The following is a 17,925-nucleotide window of genomic DNA, read 5'->3' as shown; positions in this document are numbered from 1 at the left end:
ATTACTTTTTTATTTTCCTGTAATGCTGCTTATCTATTTTACAGTGCCCCAAGAATCTCTTTTGCCCGGTCTATCTGCTCCTTTGTAGGCGGGTCTACGCCTTCTAACTGGTATGGAATTCCAAGTTCCTTCCATTTAAAGACGCCTAAGGTATGATATGGCAGCACTTCCACCCGCTCTACTGTCTTAAGGGTATCAAGAAAACTTCTTAAGCGGTGAAGCTCATCCTCTTCTGTTGTAATACCCGGCACCAACACATGGCGGATCCACATTGCTTTGCCATGGTCTGATAAATAAGCTGCCATTTCCAAAATATTCTGATTCGTCTGTCCGGTGAGTTTCCGGTGTGCTGCATCATCCATATGCTTAATGTCTAACATAAAGAGGTCTGTATATTTCATCAACTCATCAAATTTACTTTTAAATGGTTCTTCCAAGGAAAATGGATTGCCAGAGGTATCGAGACAGGTATTTACCCCTTTTTCTTTTGCCAGCCGGAACAGTTCTGTTACGAAATCTATCTGTAAAAGAGCCTCTCCACCGCTTACGGTGATTCCGCCCTTTTCTTTCCAATAAGTTTTGTAGCGAAGTGCCTTTTTTAACACTTCTTCCGGTGTCATCAGCTCTCCGCCATCTTTTGCCCAGGTATCCGGGTTATGGCAGTACTGACATCTCATGTTACAGCCTTTCAAAAATACAATATATCTTACACCCGGTCCGTCTGCCGAACCAAAGCTTTCTACAGAATGGATGTGTCCTTTTATTTCACTCATATTGCCTCCTATACACCAAAATACTTACGGATGCTTAACAACCTATAAAAATGTGCAGGCTTTTTTCATTAAGCCTGCACATTCTGCTTTACCTGAATTGTGGAAAAATCGCATGCTCCCCGCAGTTCGGTTACTGTCTTAAATTACATACGCTCATGACAGGTACGGGCAATAACATCAAGCTGCTGCTCTTTTGTCAGGTCGATGAACTTAACTGCATAGCCGGATACACGGATTGTGAAGTTTGCATACTCTTCTTTCTCCGGATGCTCCATTGCATCAATAAGCTTTTCTTTGCCAAATACATTGACATTCAGATGATGAGCACCCTGGTCAAAGTATCCGTCCATTACATTTACAAGATTATCGATTCTTTCCTGCTCGTTGTTTCCAAGTGCGCCAGGATTGATGGTCTGTGTATTGGAAATACCATCTAATGCCCACTCATATGGAAGCTTGGTCAGAGAGTTCAGGGAAGCTAAAAGTCCGTTCTGCTCTGCACCGTAAGATGGGTTAGCTCCCGGTGAAAGTGGTTCGCCGGCTTTACGTCCATCCGGCATAGCTCCGGTTGCTTTACCATATACTACGTTAGAAGTAATGGTAAGGATAGAAGTTGTAGGCTCAGAATCACGATAAGTATGATGTTTCTTTAATTTATCCATGAAAGTCTTAAGCAGCCATACTCCGATTTCATCTGCACGGTCATCATCATTTCCGTACTTCGGGAAGTCTCCTTCGATTTCGAAGTCTTTTGCAAGTCCGTTCTCATCACGTACGACTTTTACTTTTGCATATTTGATTGCAGAAAGAGAATCGATAACATGTGAAAATCCTGCAATACCGGTTGCAAAAGTTCTCTTTAAGTCGGTATCCATCAGAGAAAGCTCTGCTGCTTCATAGTAATATTTATCATGCATATACTGAATCAGGTTCAGTGTATTTACATAGATGTCTACTAACCAGTCCATCATCTTGTCATATTTTGCCATTACTTCATCATAGTCAAGATATTCAGCTGTAATTGGTGCGTAGTTTGGTCCTACCTGCTCGCCTGATTTTTCATCAACACCACCGTTGATTGCGTAAAGCAGACATTTTGCAAGGTTTGCACGAGCGCCGAAGAACTGCATCTCTTTACCTGTCTGTGTAGCAGATACACAGCAGCAGATTGCATAATCATCGCCCCATACCGGTTTCATTGCATCATCGTTTTCATACTGGATTGAGCTTGTTTCAATCGAGATACGTGCTGCATAATCACGGAAGGTCTGTGGCAGTCTGGATGAATAGAATACAGTAAGATTTGGTTCCGGTGCCGGTCCCATATTCTCTAAAGTATGAAGGAAACGGAAGTCTGTCCTGGTTACCATGGAACGTCCGTCTACACCTGTTCCTGCTACATCAAGGGTTGCCCATACAGGGTCACCGGAGAATAACTGGTTATAAGAAGGAATACGTGCGAATTTAACCATACGAAGTTTCATTGTGAAATGGTCAATCAGCTCCTGAGCCTGCTGCTCAGTAAGAATTCCCTTATCCATATCTCTCTTAATATAAATATCAAGGAAAGTAGAAACACGTCCTACTGACATCGCTGCACCGTTCTGTGTCTTGATTGCTGCAAGGTATCCGAAGTATAACCACTGAACAGCCTCTTTTGCATTGGTTGCAGGTCTTGAAATATCATATCCGTAAATCTCAGCCAGTTTCTTCATGTCTTCCAGACATTTAATCTGCTCTGCAATTTCTTCTCTTAAACGGATGACATCATCTGTCATCTGTCCGCATCCGCAGTTGGCTTTGTCCTTCTTCTTCTCAGCGATTAAGTAATCCAGTCCGTATAATGCTACACGGCGGTAATCACCTACAATACGTCCACGACCGTAGGTATCCGGAAGACCTGTTAAAATCTTAGCATGACGAACCTTCATCATTTCCGGTGTATAAGCATCAAATACTGCTGTATTGTGTGTCTTATGATACTTGGTGAAAATTTCTTTTAATTTATCATTTACTTCATAACCGTAGGTCTCACATGCCTGAACAGCCATCTTGATTCCACCATATGGCATGAAAGCTCTCTTTAATGGTTTGTCAGTCTGAAGACCAACTACCTGCTCTAAATCTTTTAAGCTTTCATCGATATATCCCGGACCATAAGCTGTAATTCCGGTTACAACCTCTGTCTCCATATCAAGAACGCCGCCCTTGGCACGCTCTTCTTTCTGTAATTTCTGAAGTGCATCCCATAGCTTGTTGGTTGCATCTGTCGGCTCAGCTAAAAAGCTCTCATCTCCATCATATGGAGTGTAGTTGTCCTGAATGAACTGACGAACATTGATTTCTTCTTTCCAGAGACGTCCTTCGAATCCATCCCACTCTTTCATTTCAATCATTACGATATCCTCCTAAAAAAATGTATTCAGTATGAACACTGAATGGTTACTAAATTTACTGTCAACAGACTTTTTATTCATTGGTTTGAATTAGTCTTGTTTAACTGTAGTTAGTATATACTGACCGTTATTTTTTTGTCAATATCTTTTGGTGTTCAAAATAACATACAAAAAAAAACGAGCCAGTCCTCCAGGTTCATCGCCCAGACGGTCGGCTCGTTTTCGTTATACTTCATGTGGTTTTTCCACTTATCCGTCAGTCATATAACGGTTTTATCATAGACTATTTTTTTTCTGATTGCAATAGCTTATGAAAACTTTTTATCAACTATTTTTACCATTTTATCTGTTCTTTTCCTACAATACTTTGGAAAGGAAGTCGCAAAGACGCGGATTCTGTGGATTGGCAAAGAATTCTGCCGGTGTATTCTCTTCCTGAATCTGTCCTTCATTGATAAACATGACACGGCTTGCCACTTCTCTTGCAAATCCCATTTCGTGCGTTACCACTACCATGGTCATTCCGTCCTGTGCCAGTTCTTTCATAATTTCAAGAACTTCTCCTACCATTTCCGGATCCAGTGCGGAAGTCGGCTCGTCAAATAACATGACATCCGGATTCATTGCCAGTGCTCTTGCAATTGCAATACGCTGTTTCTGTCCACCGGAAAGCATTGCCGGATAAGTATCTGCTTTATCGGAAAGACCAACTCTCATCAAAAGCTCGTCCGCACGCTTAGAGGCCTCTTCCTTATTCATAAGTCCGGTCTGAACCGGTGCCAGCATGATATTTCCTTTTACGGTATAATTCGGGAACAGATTGAACTGCTGGAATACCATTCCAATCTTCTGACGCATCTTGTTGATGTCTACGGATTTATCCGTGATATCTGTTCCTTCAAAAGTAATCACACCGGAAGTCGGCTCCTCTAAAAGATTTAAGGAACGTAAGAATGTGGATTTACCACAACCGGATGGTCCGATGATGGCAACCACCTCTCCCTGGGCGATTTCTGTGGAGATACCATTTAATACATTTACATTTCCAAAGGATTTACACAAATCCTTTACTTCAATCAATACCTTCTTATCGCTCATTTGTTCTCAACCTCGTTTCCAGTTTATGTACACCAGCCGTTAAAATCATAACGATTATCAGGTAGATAATTGCAACACCGAACAATGGTAAGAACGGGTCATAGGTCTGGCTACGGATGATATCGCCACCCTTTGTCAGATCCGGGATTGCAATATATCCACTGATGGAAGTCTCTTTCAGTAAGGTAATAAACTCATTTGCCAGTGCCGGAAGTACATTCTTAAATGCCTGTGGCAGAATAATCAGACGCATGGTCTGCGAATAATTCAGTCCGAGGCTTCGTCCAGCTTCAAACTGTCCTTCGTCTACAGACATGATTCCGGAACGTACAATCTCTGCCACATAGGCAGCCGAATTCAAACCAAAAGCGATTACAGCCACTGCAATCTTATTATCGAGTGCAACCAGAATAATATAGTACATAATCAAAAGCTGTACCATCGTAGGGGTTCCACGCCATATGGTAAGATACACTTTACATATAAAATTCAAAACATTTAATCCACCATGTTTATCATGGGTGGAACGGATAATTGCGACTAAAAATCCAACCACAATACCCAGAAGTACTGCAAGCACTGCAATAAGCAGTGTATTGCCAAGGCCACGTAACAGATAAAGATATCTGTCTTTCTCTATAAAATCCTGTTGAAAGCTGCTTAAAAAATCGCTCAAGGTCTTTCCTCCTATACCGATTATTTATTTCTTACTACAATAACCTGGCTTGCTGTTGCATAAGTATCTGTAAAGTCAATGTTCTTAAGACGGTCTTCTGTTACAGTCATTCCTGCTGCACCAAAATCTGCTTTACCGGAAGATACTGCTGCGATGATTGCATCAAATTCCATATCTTCAATCTCTAAATCATAGCCAAGCTTGTCACAGATTGCTTTTGCGATGTCTGCATCGATACCAACTACGTTGTCACCATCATAATATTCGTATGGCTCAAACTGTGCATTGGTTGCCATGGTAAGTTTTCCGTTTGGATATTCTGTTCCCTCCGGAGTCTCATATGGATGCTCTCCTGTTTCATCACCAATATAGTTGCTGATGATAGTATCGATTGTTCCGTCGGCTTTTAACTCTTCGATTGCTTTGTTGAATTCGTCTGTTAAATCTGTGTTATCTTTTGCGATACAGATTGCATATTCCTCTGCATCAAAGGTATCATCTAAGATTTTCAAGTCATCATTCTTCTCAACAAATGCCTCTGCAGGCTGCTTGTCGATGATTACACAGTCGATCTTACCGGTCTTTAATGCCTGGATTGCATCAGAACCTTTGTTGTAACGCTCTACGGTGCTTCCTTCGTCCTCGTATGCTGTTGCATCGGCATCTCCGGTTGTTCCAAGCTGAACACCGATTTTCTTTCCCGGAAGGTCATCCTTGGAATTTACTGTGTTTGCAGCTACAGATGAGCCACATCCTACCATTGCTACTGTCATTGCTGCAGTTAATAAAAGTGCTGCAAATTTCTTCATGTTCTTCATATTTATTCCTCCTCTGATTATAATTATGTGAATTTATATTTCATACAGCATCATAAAATATATCAACATAACGCCTAGTATAGCATGATTCCGCCTATTTCACAAGTACCCGGAGAGTATTTGTCTGCATTTAAAAATACATTTTTCCATGTATTTTTAAACAGGCGGTACCTCAGTAGTTTGCATATTCGCTTCATAATTGTTATAATGTGCCAAGAAAAGTGATGATACTTGAGGAGGTTTTTTCATGAAGCGATTTGGCAGAATTATGTTCTGTTTTCTTCCGGCTCTGCTGGCATTTGGCCTGCAGCAGCTTATCTCCATTCCGGCAGTAGGGCTTGCCCTGCTGGGTGGTTTTTATACCAAAGGGGCAACTTCTATCGATGACTGTATGGATGCATTTTTAAATATTATTTCCACCGCCAATTTTAATGCCGGTGTCAGTGCAGCCTACGGTACTGTTGCCCTTGTGGTATTTGCCTACTGGTATTATAAAAAGTTCCGGCAGACAGAACCGGAAAATGTACGGAAACCATTTAATATTCCGGTTATCTTCGGCATTCTTATTACTGCAGTAGGATTACAGTATATTACCAATTACATTGTATCTTTTACTGCAGCCATTAACCCGCACTGGCTGGAATATTACAGTAACCTGGTAGAATCGGTGGGACTGGATGAGCCTTCCCTGATTCTGGTTCTCTATTCCGTTCTGATTGGACCTGTCTGTGAAGAACTGATTTTCCGTGGACTGACTTTGAAATATGCCAAAAGAGCAATGCCTTTCTGGGTTGCTAACCTCTTGCAGGCACTGCTCTTTGGTGTGTTCCATATGAATATGATTCAGGGTGTTTATGCTTTTGTGGTAGGAATTGTTCTTGGATTTATCTGCGAGAAAAGCCGCAGCATTTATCCTTCCATGCTTTTCCATATCCTCTTTAACCTCTGGGGAACCTTCTCTCCTGACTGGTTTATGTATAAAGCAGATACCGTTCCGTTCTTCTTCCTGTGGTTCTTTGTTGGTGCAGGACTACTGGTTGCAGGACTGCTCCTCTTTTTCTTTGGAGTAAATAAAAAATATCCAAAAATTGAAAATTCTTATTATTCTTAATATCCTTTTGCAATTTTCTTTCCCTGCAAAAGGCTCTGGTTTTGATTTACAAAGGAGCGTGTCCTCTCTTTTAATAATAGTTTTCGTCCTTCCGGGGTTCTTGTATATACCACATGGTATGGTCCAAGAGCCCTTTTCATATGTTTTTCAAAAATCAGGGCACGTTCCTTTTGTCTTCCGAATATTTCCGGGACACTGTAACACTCTCTTGATGTGCCAAAGATTTTTTCCCGGATAAGAAGATATCTTGGATTATCAATAACACCCCACAATTCTTCCATGCAGGCAGAATAGGTTGTCTTATCTCTGGTGGTTCCACCTTTAAGCCAGGTACCTACCACAAGTCCGTTAAAGGATTCTACTTCTGTCCTGCAATGGGCACCATCCTCTAATTCCCCGCATTCCCTCAATGCATCTAGCATTGCTTCGCTAAGCTGTTTCATCCGTCTTGCCGGGGTGCTGAATTTAAACAGACGTATCCCCTGATAGACAATTCCGGCAAATGCGGCTAACAGCGCAATTCCAAGTAACAGGAAAGCCGGATGATTACCAAGCTTCTGTGCCATCATTCTTCCACTCATTAAGAGCATTGCAAGTATTACCTGTATGATTTCTATACAGACCGCATTAATAAAGATATATCCGGTTTCTATTTCTTTTGCTGCAATTTCATCTATCTGTTCTATTTCCATCTGATTTCGCACTTCCTGCAAGGACTGGTTCCATCGCTGCCTCAATGCATTTCTGTCCTTTGCACGCTCAAGCATCATGCGGTTTGCTTTATCTACCTCATATTTTGATGTTATCTTTGGAATGTCCAGCCGACCGATTCCGCTTTCGATTACATCTTCCCTGCAGGATACTCCTAAAAATGATTCAAACCGGCGTTCCAACATTTCATAATCGCCCTCTGCATCGGTATTACTCTGCTGTCCCCGCTCTTTTGGAAAAATGCAGGCAAGATGCCAGATGTTTCCGGTCTTATCCGGCTGCTCTCTGTCGGTACGGATTGCTCTTCCACGCATCTGGTTACTCAGCATAAAAGACCCTACATAAGTTGCCAGTATCAGGGAATTGATGCACGGTGCATCCCAGCCTTCTCCCAGCAATGACTTGGTTCCAATCAGTGTATGAATCTCTCCCTGGCGGAATAACTCCGTCACAACAGCTACGGTGTGGGTACTCTTTCCTTTTATCATAAGCTGTCCGTATCCGGTATCTCCCAGTGGATTTAACGTTCCGCTGCAGCCATACTGTGCCAGCAATTCCGGCAGTTTTGCTTCCACTGCCATTGGAACGATTATCACTGTTCCGCTCAGTACACCCAGCCGGATTCCAGTCATGTTCTGTCGCCTTAAATATTCAAAAATCGGCACTGCACCAAGCTCTGTTACCAGTGTATCTTTACTTCCAATCTCCGGCAATTTGTCTTTCTTAATATAATCGCAGAGAACCAGAAGGCGTAAATCATTTCCCAGTGCCTCATACTCAGCCTGCACAATGGTATGGATGCTCTCCATCTTTCCCTGGCTTTTCATAAGTACCTTTTTTATGGCTTCATTATCCCGCAGTGCAACCTTGTTCCGGTAGATGGCTCCTGCCTCTTTTAATTCCTGCAGCAGGCTTTCCCGCTCTGCTTCCATCATGGTATAGGACTCTCTGTCCTCATAAAGAACACCCTGCAGTAACACTTCCATCCAGTGTGCATCCATTCCCGGCAGCTTTCCCTTTGTTCCGATGAGCTTCCTTAAATAACCGGAAAATGGAATCCCTTTTGCCTGGCAGTATACCAGCAGTGCTGTAAAATACTCCGGTTTATCTAAGAACCGCTCACTGTATTCTTCCGGATGCATAAGCCCCTGATGGGAAGATACGATTCTTCGCAATGTCTCATCTGCCATCATTTTCTGCACCTGCATCTGCATCCGCTTCTGATGTTCCCTGACATATGCTTCCTCTTCTCTTGTCGGCCAGTTAAAATAAACGTAGTCCTGATGCGGACAGAGGCTTCCTTCTTTTACCAGTTCCGGCGTAAAGATTTCTTCATCAATCGGTCCGCACATATCGATATAACGCTTCCACTGTGCCGGTGTGCTGTCATATGGCGGTGTTGCTGTCAATGCAATGATTTTCACATCCGGCAGCTTGTCTAAGAAAGTCTCCAGTGCCTTCCACCACTCACTACGAAGGTGATGTGCCTCATCCAGACAAATTGTTGTAATACCGGCTTCCTTTACTGCCTTAAAAATATCGAAATCCCGGTAGTCAACCTGCTCCGTTTCCTTCTCTCCATCTGCTTCTTCTGTCACTCCGCCGGCTGCCACTTTACTGTCTGCCGCATCTACTCCATCCACCGCTTCACTGGCTGCTGCATCTTCCTCTGCCGCTTCCCCGCTGTCCTCTTCCAGTGTGCCCTGCTCCCGCTTCATGGCACTGTACAATGCCTGATAAGTCGTTGCAGTCATCTGTTTCATCTGTTTCAAATTATTGGATAATATTTCCTGTGGATCTGCCTCTTCGGTTAAGAAGCCCTCCTTTATACGCATCAGCCATTGCTGGCGGATGGTAATGCTAGGTGAAAAAATAAGGCAGGGTGCTCCCAGCCTCCGAATCAGTTCTATTCCAAGTGTAGTCTTGCCGGAACCCGGCGCTGCCACAATATGTATCTTTCCATCCTTCAAATACTGCTGTGCATGTAAGAGTACTCTTTCCTGATAATCTCTCCACTTTCCCCGAAATTGCAGGATTCCCTCATATCCTGTGTTCATAAATTTCCCTCCATCAACATTTTAATAAATGCAGTATCGCGATATATCCACGGTTCCTTCGAAAATGGCTCATTTGCTTTTACAATCTCTTCCGGTGTCATCCATTCCAGATGATAGCCTTTTGCCTTCTCGCTTTCTGTCATATGCGGTTCTGTTGTTCTCTCCTTAACTGCACAGGCAAAGAAATAGGTGTGACAGTGATATATTTTATCTGTTTCAAATAAATCACGGCGTTTTTCTTCTATCTCGCCCAACAGCTGCATACTTCCCGGGCATAATATCAAGCCGCCCTCTTCTAATACTTCTCTGGAAAGTGCCGTTTCAAAATCTTCCTCACCATCCATGCCGCCGCCTAATATTCTGCAGTCCCCTGCCCTTCCGCGCTGGACTGCAATTTTTCCATTCTTTTCTATGATTGCCCGGACGCACTTTCTTTCAAATACTGGCATGCCATCCTCATAATCTTTTTTATCTAATACCAGAAGTATCTTACTTTCCGTCATTTTCGTTTCCTCGCTCTTGTCAAAGTTACCTAATCTGCCCACTGAAAACTGTTTACCATGGTCTCTGCTGTCCGTATAGGTACCTTCACCATTTACCTGGGCATCACTGCCCTGCACCTGCATCATAAGCTGTGAAAGAATAGTCCTTTGTATTAATTTCTCACCATAATATGTAATGTCGGTTGAAATCGCATTACTAATAGCTAGTATACCATAAACATACTGTTTTTGGGAAGAAATGTCCTATTTCATCCAATAAACAGCTATCTTGTCGCTTTCTACTCTCCAAAGTCATAGTAAGCAGTTGGTTTATCACCAAAGATACCTCCTCTTACTGCCAGCACAAAGTTTCGCTTAGCAAGCACTTGATGCGTTTCTTCTACGTATGCATATTGTCAAGTGTATGTGTCATATTTTATATTCAAAATAAAAAAGGCTGCTACTCTCTAAAAAATAACAACCTTTCTTACTATATCAGCCTTTTGGAATTTGACCATCGACATACAGAATGTGATTAACTAACCACTCTGTGAGATATTTTAAAATTCCCATAATCTGTTCATCTTGATCTTCTACCTCATCATTGTGATGTTCCATAAATTCATCAAGTTTATGTATAAATTCCTGATGTTGAACTTTCTGTGTAAATATCTTCTTATAATTAATAGATTCCACCAAAACATTTCCTAATTTTCCTGGAAATATCAGAATCAACAAAACCTTTCTTCGCCATGTCATCGAGCATCTCACACGTTTTTTCGTGCGATAAACCTTTCTTATATGGTCTGTCCTCGGTTAATGCCTGATAAATATCAATACATGCCATAATACGTTCCGGCTCATTTAATTCAGCTGCGGTTTTTCCAAAAGGATACCCTTTTCCATTTAATTTTTCATGATGGAAAGCTGCCCAGTCTCGTATTTCTTCAAAATCATTAACCTCTGATAATATAAGGTATGTATAGCCAGCATGATTCTTCATTTTTGAAAATTCATCATCCGTAAGCTTATCCGGTTTTTCCAAAATTTCATTGCCTACTGCCATCTTCCCAATATCATGCAGTGCACCAGCCAGATAAATTTTTTGCACATTAATAGAATCATATCCGATATATTGAGCAAAAAAAGCTGCTTTTTCAGCCACTCCTATAGAATGTCTGCTTGTAAAAGAAGATTTATAATCTACAATCTTTGCAAAAAAATCTGCGACATTTTTACACGTTTTCCAATCAAAAACCTGTTTTTGTCTTGGGATAATCTCCCATAGCTTCATTTCAAAAGAATTATCACTTAAACATATAAAAGATTCAGAATGTGTGAATGCATGAAAAAAGGCATTCACACATTCTGAATCGAATAATCCATCCCTATTTTTTAAAAGGTACTGACATATAAAATTCCAACTGTTATTTCCAGATCCCGTGTTATTTCCTATAATATCAATGGTATCTGCAAGATGAATAATCCTTGCAAACAATGGAATTTCATTCCACTTTTTTTGAAAAGGACCAGTTCCATCGGCATGTTCATGATGATACAAAATCACATTTGACACATCTGTTTTAAATGGAATTTTAGTAATATTTTTTTCACCATAAATACAATGAAGATTTGTCTTTTTCTCGGATAAATCTTTTTTACAATTAATAACGGAATCCTTTTTCAGTTCTTCCGAAATATATTGTGTCAAAGCATTATCATGCAGTAAAGCACACATGGCTAAATCTTGTAATTCATCACCTTGAATTTTCCAATATTCAGCCATGCATATACTTATATAAGCCACTCTTTTTCCATGTTTGTTTTTGATATTCACCAACTCTGCTTCTATACAGTCCAAAGCATAAGAACAGGCTCCTGCAAGTCCGATGATATCTATACTTAGTTCTTCTTTCATTGGTATAATCCTATCATAATACATTTATGCTTCTAGCATTTCCATAATCCATGCAGGTTACAATATGCATATACTTCTTCTACCTGTTCACCATCGCAAAGACAAAAATCTGCTACCGGCTCCTGCCCTGGATTTAACTGTTTTCTGTATATTCCCTGGTTTGTATTTAATGTAATCCACTCAATAAAATGCTCTTCAAGCATTGGATGTTTTGTCTCTCCGACCACGACATGAACATGACTGCCTTCTATCGTATATACAGGTACATGCTTCTCGACAGCAGCATCTGTCACTCCGGCTTTTAATTCCTGCATAGGTTCTCCGCAACAAATTACAGGTACACCCTTATCCTTTACCTTTTCAACAATGTTTCCACAATGCTTACAAATATAATACCTTACTTCCATGCCTTTTTCTCCTTCCATGTGTAAAATTTATAATTCAATTGTCTCCATAATCTTTTTCAATGAATCTGCAGATTCCTTAAGCTTTAACGCTTCCTCGCCACTTAAATTAATAGGTATATCAGACTCAATACCATCTGCACCTACAATAGCTGGCATACTTAACGATACTCCGTCAATATCATATACTCCATGCATCATGTGTGATACAGGAAGTATTGATTTTTCATCTCTCATAATCACTTCGCAGATTCTTTTTACAGACATTGCAATTCCATAATATGTAGCGTGCTTTTTGTTTATAATCTCATAAGCACTGTTCTTGACTGCTGTAGCTATTTCTGCCGTGTTTTCCTTGTGCTTGTAATGTCCACGCATTTCACACATTTCACTTAATGGAACACCAGATACATTGGCTGATGACCATGCTACAACTTCGCTGTCTCCATGCTCACCTACTATAAATGCATGAACACTCCTGCTGTCCACAGATAAATGCTCACCAAGCTTATATCTTAATCTGGCACTATCTAACACAGTACCCGATCCAATAACCCTGTTTTCTGGAAGTCCTGATAACTTTATGGCTACCTGAGTCAGGATATCTACCGGATTCGCAACTACAAGCATGATACCTGCAAAATTTCTCTTTGCTATTTCAGGAATGATTGACTTAAATATTGCTACATTTTTATTTACGAGATCAAGCCTTGTCTCTCCCGGTTTCTGTCCCGCTCCGGCAGATATGACAACAATTGCAGCATCAGCCACATCATCATAATCTCCGGCATATATTTTCATCGGACTCGCAAATGGAATGCCATGACTGATATCCATTGCTTCTCCTTCTGCCTTGTTCTTATCTGCATCGATAAGGACAATCTCTGTAAACAAGCCACTCTGCATCAGAGCAAATACCGATGCAGAACCAACAAAGCCACAGCCTATCATTACTGCTTTTTTTGAATTAATCACTTTCTTCTTCGTAATAATCTCATCTCCTTAATAATTCTCTTCATGTACTTCAAAATAGCTCTGTGGATGATTACATACCGGACATACTTCAGGCGCCTTAGTTCCTACCACAATATGTCCGCAGTTACGGCATTCCCATACCTTAACTTCGCTCTTTTCAAATACCTGTGCAGTTTCAATATTCTTAAGAAGTGCACGATATCTTTCCTCATGGTGCTTCTCAATCTCACCTACTGCCCTGAATTTTGCTGCAAGCTCAGGGAATCCTTCTTCCTCAGCTGTTTTAGCAAAGCCTTCATACATATCTGTCCACTCATAATTTTCGCCTTCTGCCGCTGCCGCCAGGTTTTCCTTTGTATCACCAATTCCTGCTAATTCCTTGAACCACATCTTTGCATGTTCTTTCTCATTATCTGCAGTCTTTAAAAACAATGCTGACATCTGCTCGTAACCTTCCTTTTTCGCTACAGAAGCAAAATAGGTATACTTATTTCTTGCCTGTGATTCCCCTGCAAATGCCTCCTGCAAATTCTTCTCTGTCTGTGTTCCTGCATATTTGTTTGCTGCCATCTATTTTACCTCCATTTTCTTTACTACTTTTTCTCCCTGCATTTCGGGCAAATGCCTTTAAATGAAATATCATAATCCACAAATTCAATTCCATGAGTGTTATGAATTCTTTCCAGCAAATCCGGTATTTGATCCATATCCACATCAAAAATTTCACCGCACTTTATACATCTTACATGGTAATGATTTTTCAATGTAAAATCAAACCGGTTCGGTCCATCCGGAACTTCAACCTTTCTTAATGCACCTTCCTCTACCAATATATCAAGATTTCTATATACAGTTCCTTTTCCAATTGTTGGATATGCTTCTTTTATAAATTCATACACTTCATTTGCCGTAACGTGTCTTCTCATTTCGTATACGGTATTTCTTACAAGATCTTTTTGAATGGTATTTCTCCTACTTGTCATTTGTCCTCCTTATTAGGATTAGTTCTTAATAAGGATTATATATCACTATCATCCTGTTGTCAATAAGAAAATAGTAATAATTCTCATTATTACAAAAGATGCCAAACTGAGCATCTTTTACCTGAATAACTATTTTATTTTGCGTTCAAATACATATTCTGAATCTGAAGATAAATCAGACCTAAACGAATATCCGAGTCTGTCAAATTTCTGAATCTCCACCGGATTTTCAATATTATTTTCCGCTATGAATCTGACCATTTCACCACGAGCCATCTTGGCATAGGTACCTTTTGTTACCAATTTATCTCCGGATAACTCACAAAATACAATCGTAATATATCTGTCCTGTGGTGTCAGATACTTTTCTATACATTTTGAGTATTCTTTTGATGCAAGATTAATGATAATCCTACTGTCATCGATTACTAAGCGGTATAACAATTCTCCCCAGTACTCATACAGATTTTTTGCATCTCCAATTCCAACCTTTGCCTGCATTTCAAGACGATAAGGAGTCACACCATCCATTGGTTTTAAAATGCCATAAAACGCAGACAAGATTCTTAAATGATTTTGCAAATACTCAAACTGCTGGTTTTCAAACACAGATGGTGCCATATATTGAAATGCAATCCCTTCATATGCTAAAACAGCCGGAGTAAGCCTGTTATAAAGATCCATATTTTCCAATCTGTTAAAGTTCTGCTCTGCAATCTTGTCATTACATTTCCAGATAGCTTTCAGTTCTTCTTTTGATTTGCTTTTCATCCAGTTTAATACTTCTGCTGTCTTATCAATATAGACAGGCAGTTCAACCGGTGCTAAGTTATCGGTATCTACAATCATCTTTTTTGCAGGTGATAAAATAATCTTCATTATGCCAATTCCTTAAGCATATTTTCAGGATCATCTGCCGCCTTGACTTTATCATTTGCCTTTATAATGATTCCCTGCTCATCAATAAGATATGTAGTTCTTACTACACCCATAGATACTTTTCCATAATTTTTCTTTTCTTTCCAGACATCATATGCTTCAATAACTTTACGCTCCGGATCTGCTAATAGCGTAAATGCCAGTCCGTATTTTTCTTCAAATCTCTTGTGAGACGCTACAGAGTCCTTGCTTACTCCGAGAATAACAGCTCCCTTCTCAGTAAACTGTGGATAACGCTCAGAAAAGCCACATGCCTGCTTCGTACATCCTGGTGTATTATCTTTTGGATAAAAATATAGGATTACTTTTTTTCCTGCATAATCACTTAATTTATGCATTTCTCCATTCTGATCCGGCAATTCAAAGTCCGGTGCTTTTTTTCCTACTTCTAACATATTTTATACCTCCAAATTGATTAAGCTGTTTCCAAAATAAATATCTCTGGATCATTAACAATATTATACATTCCATCCATTACTTCCGACAAGCAGGGAAAGAAAAATAATCAATCCAAATACAAAAGAATGTATCACGATAATTCTTGCAATACCTTGACACATCCTTTCGTGTTGTATTTTTTATTCTTCTTAATGACAGCTATGGTTTCCACATCCATGTTCACCACATGTATGTCCATCCCCATGGAACACGGAAGGTCCAGAATCGTTTGATGGCTTCACGCAAGGATGATGCTCCGGCGATTACCTCCAGGTCATTTTTTCTGGCCTATGCATCCGTCTGCTGTTCCTCAAGCTCCTCATAAAACCGGTAACTGTTCTTACCATTCTGTTTGACATAATACAATGTCTTGTCCGCTCTTATATAATATTCTTCAAAGTTTCCTCCCTGTCTGCACATGCACAGACCGCAGGACAGGGATGCCGGTGAAGTCTCTGCCGTGAGATTTTTTGCCGCACCAAAGCTTTCAAACAGCTTTCTCATCCGCATGTTCATCTCTTCTTCTGATGCCTCCGGCAGATAGAACAGGAATTCATCTCCTCCCAGCCGGCAGACCACTGCGTTCTCCATGCACTCTGTGAGCATTGCTCCTACCAGCCTGAGAGCACAATCCCCCGCCTTATGTCCATAGACATCGTTGATCTTCTTAAGATTATCCATATCGACAAATCCCAGACAGCCATCATGCTCCTGCATTTTCTCAAGGATCAGCTTTTCACCCTTATGACGCATAGGAAGACCCGTCAGATAATCCAGGCTTTCCCTGGCCTCTCTCTGCCTGGCCAGCTCCAGCTCGCGGATGCGGTCCATTGTCTGGATCAGCGTAACGACCAGCAGGACCACCAGTCCGGTTGCGATAAAAATTCCTGACATTGACACCACTCGATACACCTCTGTCACCTCCAGCATGACTGCAATCATGGCAACTACCAGTCCGATCAGCGGAAGCTTGTAATGTTTCGCCGTTCCCTTGATGAGATCCCGGCAAATGGTGATAAATATTGTCAGGAACGTTCCTGCAATCACTAGGTGGGACAAGAACATTGTCGAGATAAAATCTGCGATATTCAGTAGCTGTAAGGACGTGCATAGTACAAAGTTCACACAGGTGATACACTCTGCCACATGATAGGCCTTCCGGTACCTTCCCTGCTGCACACTGTCAATATAGAACATGAGCGGAACCGGGCAGAGCATCACAACTAAGAAGCACATATTCGACAGAATAGAAGCATTGGAAACGAACAGCTGGCGCAGCTTCGATTCTCCCAGCATCCACACTGCTCCCAGAATCATGCACCATCCCAGGTACTCCAGATCAAATCTCGTCTTATATATAATATCAAGCACCAGACTGATGATCAGCACGACCAGTCCGGCAAACAGCATGGTGCAGGCGATCAGAGTTACCATAAAATAGCAGTGGAGTATATATGCCCAGATATCTGATTTGTCCCCACAATATACCGTGTTGACGACACCGGAATACTTGTCGGTAAAGGACTGCAGTTCAATCCGCACTTCCTGCCCCGCATCCTCGCCGGATGTCTCGCAGAACACATACCCACTGGCAGAATTTTTCCCAAAAGGTCTGGTATTCTCCGTATCATACAACGCCCTCAGTTCCCCACCGATGTAAATGCGCACATTCTCCAGAGAGGACCTGATGGCGATCGTATTTTCATGATAATCCTGTGGGAGCACTGACCGGATGACCAGAGGCTCTCCGGCAGGCACATCACATTTGCCCGGAACCGGGATTTCCTCTTTGGTTCCGTCTGCCAGCACCCGGTAAAAGGTTCCGGTATAAGTAATGCTTTCCTCCGTGACCGTTTCCCTTTCACTTGGGTAAATATATTGTCCCAAAAGGAATGCCGCAAGCAGCACACATATCACCACATAAAATAAAATTCTTTTATACTTTCGGATTGTATATTTCTCTTCTGTCAACTTTTCTACCTCATTAAATGATACCGGGACAGCCCGGCTTTTATTCCCTTATCGGAGTTCTGTCCATGATTTTTCCCTCACTTATGAACAAGTTTATCACAAGCGGCAGGAAAAGCAACTATCCCTTTCGCTCTGTAAAATGTTTATGGAAAATTCATTCGACAAATCATGCTTT

General features: G+C 41.1%; 16 protein-coding genes, 1 pseudogene and 1 riboswitch. Of the genes and pseudogenes, 1 reads left to right on the top strand and 16 read right to left on the bottom strand.

What is annotated here, in order from left to right; translation table 11 throughout:
* Nucleotides 1-38: 38 nt before the first annotated feature.
* The 5 genes from pflA to DWX96_RS09025 form a co-directional block, all read right to left on the bottom strand.
* Nucleotides 39-773: a pyruvate formate-lyase-activating protein gene (pflA, locus tag DWX96_RS09045; protein ID WP_117841722.1), complete on the bottom strand. Its 735-nt coding sequence runs from the start codon at nucleotides 771-773 to the stop codon at nucleotides 39-41.
* 143 nt (nucleotides 774-916) lie between these two features.
* Nucleotides 917-3,169 (bottom strand): formate C-acetyltransferase, encoded by a 2,253-nt coding sequence (gene pflB, locus DWX96_RS09040; RefSeq protein WP_117697969.1) that lies wholly within the window; start codon nucleotides 3,167-3,169, stop codon nucleotides 917-919.
* Between the two features lie 194 nt (nucleotides 3,170-3,363).
* Nucleotides 3,364-3,443: riboswitch (ZMP/ZTP riboswitch) on the bottom strand.
* A gap of 83 nt (nucleotides 3,444-3,526) precedes the next feature.
* Entirely contained in the window at nucleotides 3,527-4,267 is a 741-nt protein-coding gene (locus tag DWX96_RS09035; RefSeq protein WP_022242706.1) for an amino acid ABC transporter ATP-binding protein, read from the bottom strand.
* On the bottom strand, nucleotides 4,257-4,943 hold the full coding sequence (locus DWX96_RS09030) for an amino acid ABC transporter permease (protein WP_022242707.1): 687 nt from the start codon (nucleotides 4,941-4,943) through the stop codon (nucleotides 4,257-4,259). Before DWX96_RS09030 ends, DWX96_RS09035 begins: the two co-directional genes overlap by 11 nt.
* 20 nt (nucleotides 4,944-4,963) lie before the next feature.
* Nucleotides 4,964-5,761, bottom strand: a complete 798-nt coding sequence (locus DWX96_RS09025) for a transporter substrate-binding domain-containing protein (RefSeq protein ID WP_117841721.1) — start codon at nucleotides 5,759-5,761, stop codon at nucleotides 4,964-4,966.
* A gap of 247 nt (nucleotides 5,762-6,008) precedes the next feature.
* Here DWX96_RS09025 and DWX96_RS09020 point away from each other — a divergent pair, with 247 nt between their 5' ends.
* Nucleotides 6,009-6,872: a type II CAAX endopeptidase family protein gene (locus tag DWX96_RS09020; RefSeq protein WP_117947554.1), complete on the top strand. Its 864-nt coding sequence runs from the start codon at nucleotides 6,009-6,011 to the stop codon at nucleotides 6,870-6,872.
* Here the strand turns inward: DWX96_RS09020 and DWX96_RS09015 are convergent.
* From DWX96_RS09015 to DWX96_RS08960, 11 genes and pseudogenes are all read right to left on the bottom strand, one after another.
* A complete protein-coding gene (locus DWX96_RS09015) occupies nucleotides 6,869-9,640 on the bottom strand; it encodes a DEAD/DEAH box helicase family protein (protein WP_118057289.1) in 2,772 nt (923 codons plus the stop codon). The genes DWX96_RS09020 and DWX96_RS09015 overlap by 4 nt on opposite strands.
* The gene (locus DWX96_RS09010) at nucleotides 9,637-10,269 is read right to left on the bottom strand and encodes an NUDIX domain-containing protein (RefSeq protein WP_118057288.1); all 633 of its coding nucleotides are present in this window, start codon (nucleotides 10,267-10,269) and stop codon (nucleotides 9,637-9,639) included. Before DWX96_RS09010 ends, DWX96_RS09015 begins: the two co-directional genes overlap by 4 nt.
* A gap of 348 nt (nucleotides 10,270-10,617) precedes the next feature.
* A pseudogene (locus tag DWX96_RS09005) lies at nucleotides 10,618-10,818 on the bottom strand (bacteriohemerythrin); the annotation flags it as partial.
* On the bottom strand, nucleotides 10,805-12,064 hold the full coding sequence (locus DWX96_RS09000) for an HD domain-containing phosphohydrolase (protein ID WP_197420830.1): 1,260 nt from the start codon (nucleotides 12,062-12,064) through the stop codon (nucleotides 10,805-10,807). The gene DWX96_RS09000 and the pseudogene DWX96_RS09005, both read right to left, overlap by 14 nt.
* Before the next feature lie 8 nt (nucleotides 12,065-12,072).
* Complete coding sequence (locus DWX96_RS08995; RefSeq protein ID WP_023920586.1) at nucleotides 12,073-12,447, bottom strand: desulfoferrodoxin family protein; 375 nt, start codon at nucleotides 12,445-12,447, stop codon at nucleotides 12,073-12,075.
* 27 nt (nucleotides 12,448-12,474) lie between these two features.
* Nucleotides 12,475-13,419, bottom strand: coding sequence for an L-lactate dehydrogenase (locus DWX96_RS08990; RefSeq protein ID WP_117841718.1), 945 nt, complete (start codon nucleotides 13,417-13,419; stop codon nucleotides 12,475-12,477).
* 27 nt (nucleotides 13,420-13,446) lie between these two features.
* A complete protein-coding gene (rbr, locus tag DWX96_RS08985) occupies nucleotides 13,447-13,989 on the bottom strand; it encodes a rubrerythrin (RefSeq protein WP_117947600.1) in 543 nt (180 codons plus the stop codon).
* 23 nt (nucleotides 13,990-14,012) lie between these two features.
* Nucleotides 14,013-14,402, bottom strand: coding sequence for a Fur family transcriptional regulator (locus DWX96_RS08980; RefSeq protein ID WP_118057286.1), 390 nt, complete (start codon nucleotides 14,400-14,402; stop codon nucleotides 14,013-14,015).
* Between the two features lie 129 nt (nucleotides 14,403-14,531).
* A complete protein-coding gene (gene yaaA / locus DWX96_RS08975; protein ID WP_118057285.1) occupies nucleotides 14,532-15,281 on the bottom strand; it encodes a peroxide stress protein YaaA in 750 nt (249 codons plus the stop codon).
* Nucleotides 15,281-15,736, bottom strand: a complete 456-nt coding sequence (gene bcp / locus DWX96_RS08970; protein ID WP_005604299.1) for a thioredoxin-dependent thiol peroxidase — start codon at nucleotides 15,734-15,736, stop codon at nucleotides 15,281-15,283. The genes yaaA and bcp overlap by 1 nt, the downstream gene beginning before the upstream one ends.
* Nucleotides 15,737-16,067: 331 nt before the next feature.
* Nucleotides 16,068-17,750 (bottom strand): GGDEF domain-containing protein, encoded by a 1,683-nt coding sequence (locus DWX96_RS08960; RefSeq protein ID WP_242988769.1) that lies wholly within the window; start codon nucleotides 17,748-17,750, stop codon nucleotides 16,068-16,070.
* Nucleotides 17,751-17,925 lie beyond the last annotated feature (175 nt).

The sequence above is a fragment of the Roseburia sp. AF22-2LB genome (assembly GCF_003461125.1).
GTDB lineage: Bacteria > Bacillota > Clostridia > Lachnospirales > Lachnospiraceae > Roseburia_C > Roseburia_C amylophila.
This window is presented reverse-complemented; position numbering and strand designations above follow the sequence as displayed.

What these genes read in the sequence shown, in the direction of transcription:
- pflA (WP_117841722.1), bottom strand. Translation starts at nt 773, where the DNA reads ATGAGTGAAATAAAAGGACACATCCATTCTGTAGAAAGCTTTGGTTCG.
- pflB (WP_117697969.1), bottom strand. Translation starts at nt 3,169, where the DNA reads ATGATTGAAATGAAAGAGTGGGATGGATTCGAAGGACGTCTCTGGAAA.
- DWX96_RS09035 (WP_022242706.1), bottom strand. Translation starts at nt 4,267, where the DNA reads ATGAGCGATAAGAAGGTATTGATTGAAGTAAAGGATTTGTGTAAATCC.
- DWX96_RS09025 (WP_117841721.1), bottom strand. Translation starts at nt 5,761, where the DNA reads ATGAAGAACATGAAGAAATTTGCAGCACTTTTATTAACTGCAGCAATG.
- DWX96_RS09020 (WP_117947554.1), top strand. Translation starts at nt 6,009, where the DNA reads ATGAAGCGATTTGGCAGAATTATGTTCTGTTTTCTTCCGGCTCTGCTG.
- DWX96_RS09015 (WP_118057289.1), bottom strand. Translation starts at nt 9,640, where the DNA reads ATGAACACAGGATATGAGGGAATCCTGCAATTTCGGGGAAAGTGGAGA.
- DWX96_RS09010 (WP_118057288.1), bottom strand. Translation starts at nt 10,269, where the DNA reads ATGATGCAGGTGCAGGGCAGTGATGCCCAGGTAAATGGTGAAGGTACC.
- DWX96_RS09000 (WP_197420830.1), bottom strand. Translation starts at nt 12,064, where the DNA reads ATGTATTATGATAGGATTATACCAATGAAAGAAGAACTAAGTATAGAT.
- DWX96_RS08995 (WP_023920586.1), bottom strand. Translation starts at nt 12,447, where the DNA reads ATGGAAGTAAGGTATTATATTTGTAAGCATTGTGGAAACATTGTTGAA.
- rbr (WP_117947600.1), bottom strand. Translation starts at nt 13,989, where the DNA reads ATGGCAGCAAACAAATATGCAGGAACACAGACAGAGAAGAATTTGCAG.
- DWX96_RS08980 (WP_118057286.1), bottom strand. Translation starts at nt 14,402, where the DNA reads ATGACAAGTAGGAGAAATACCATTCAAAAAGATCTTGTAAGAAATACC.
- yaaA (WP_118057285.1), bottom strand. Translation starts at nt 15,281, where the DNA reads ATGAAGATTATTTTATCACCTGCAAAAAAGATGATTGTAGATACCGAT.
- bcp (WP_005604299.1), bottom strand. Translation starts at nt 15,736, where the DNA reads ATGTTAGAAGTAGGAAAAAAAGCACCGGACTTTGAATTGCCGGATCAG.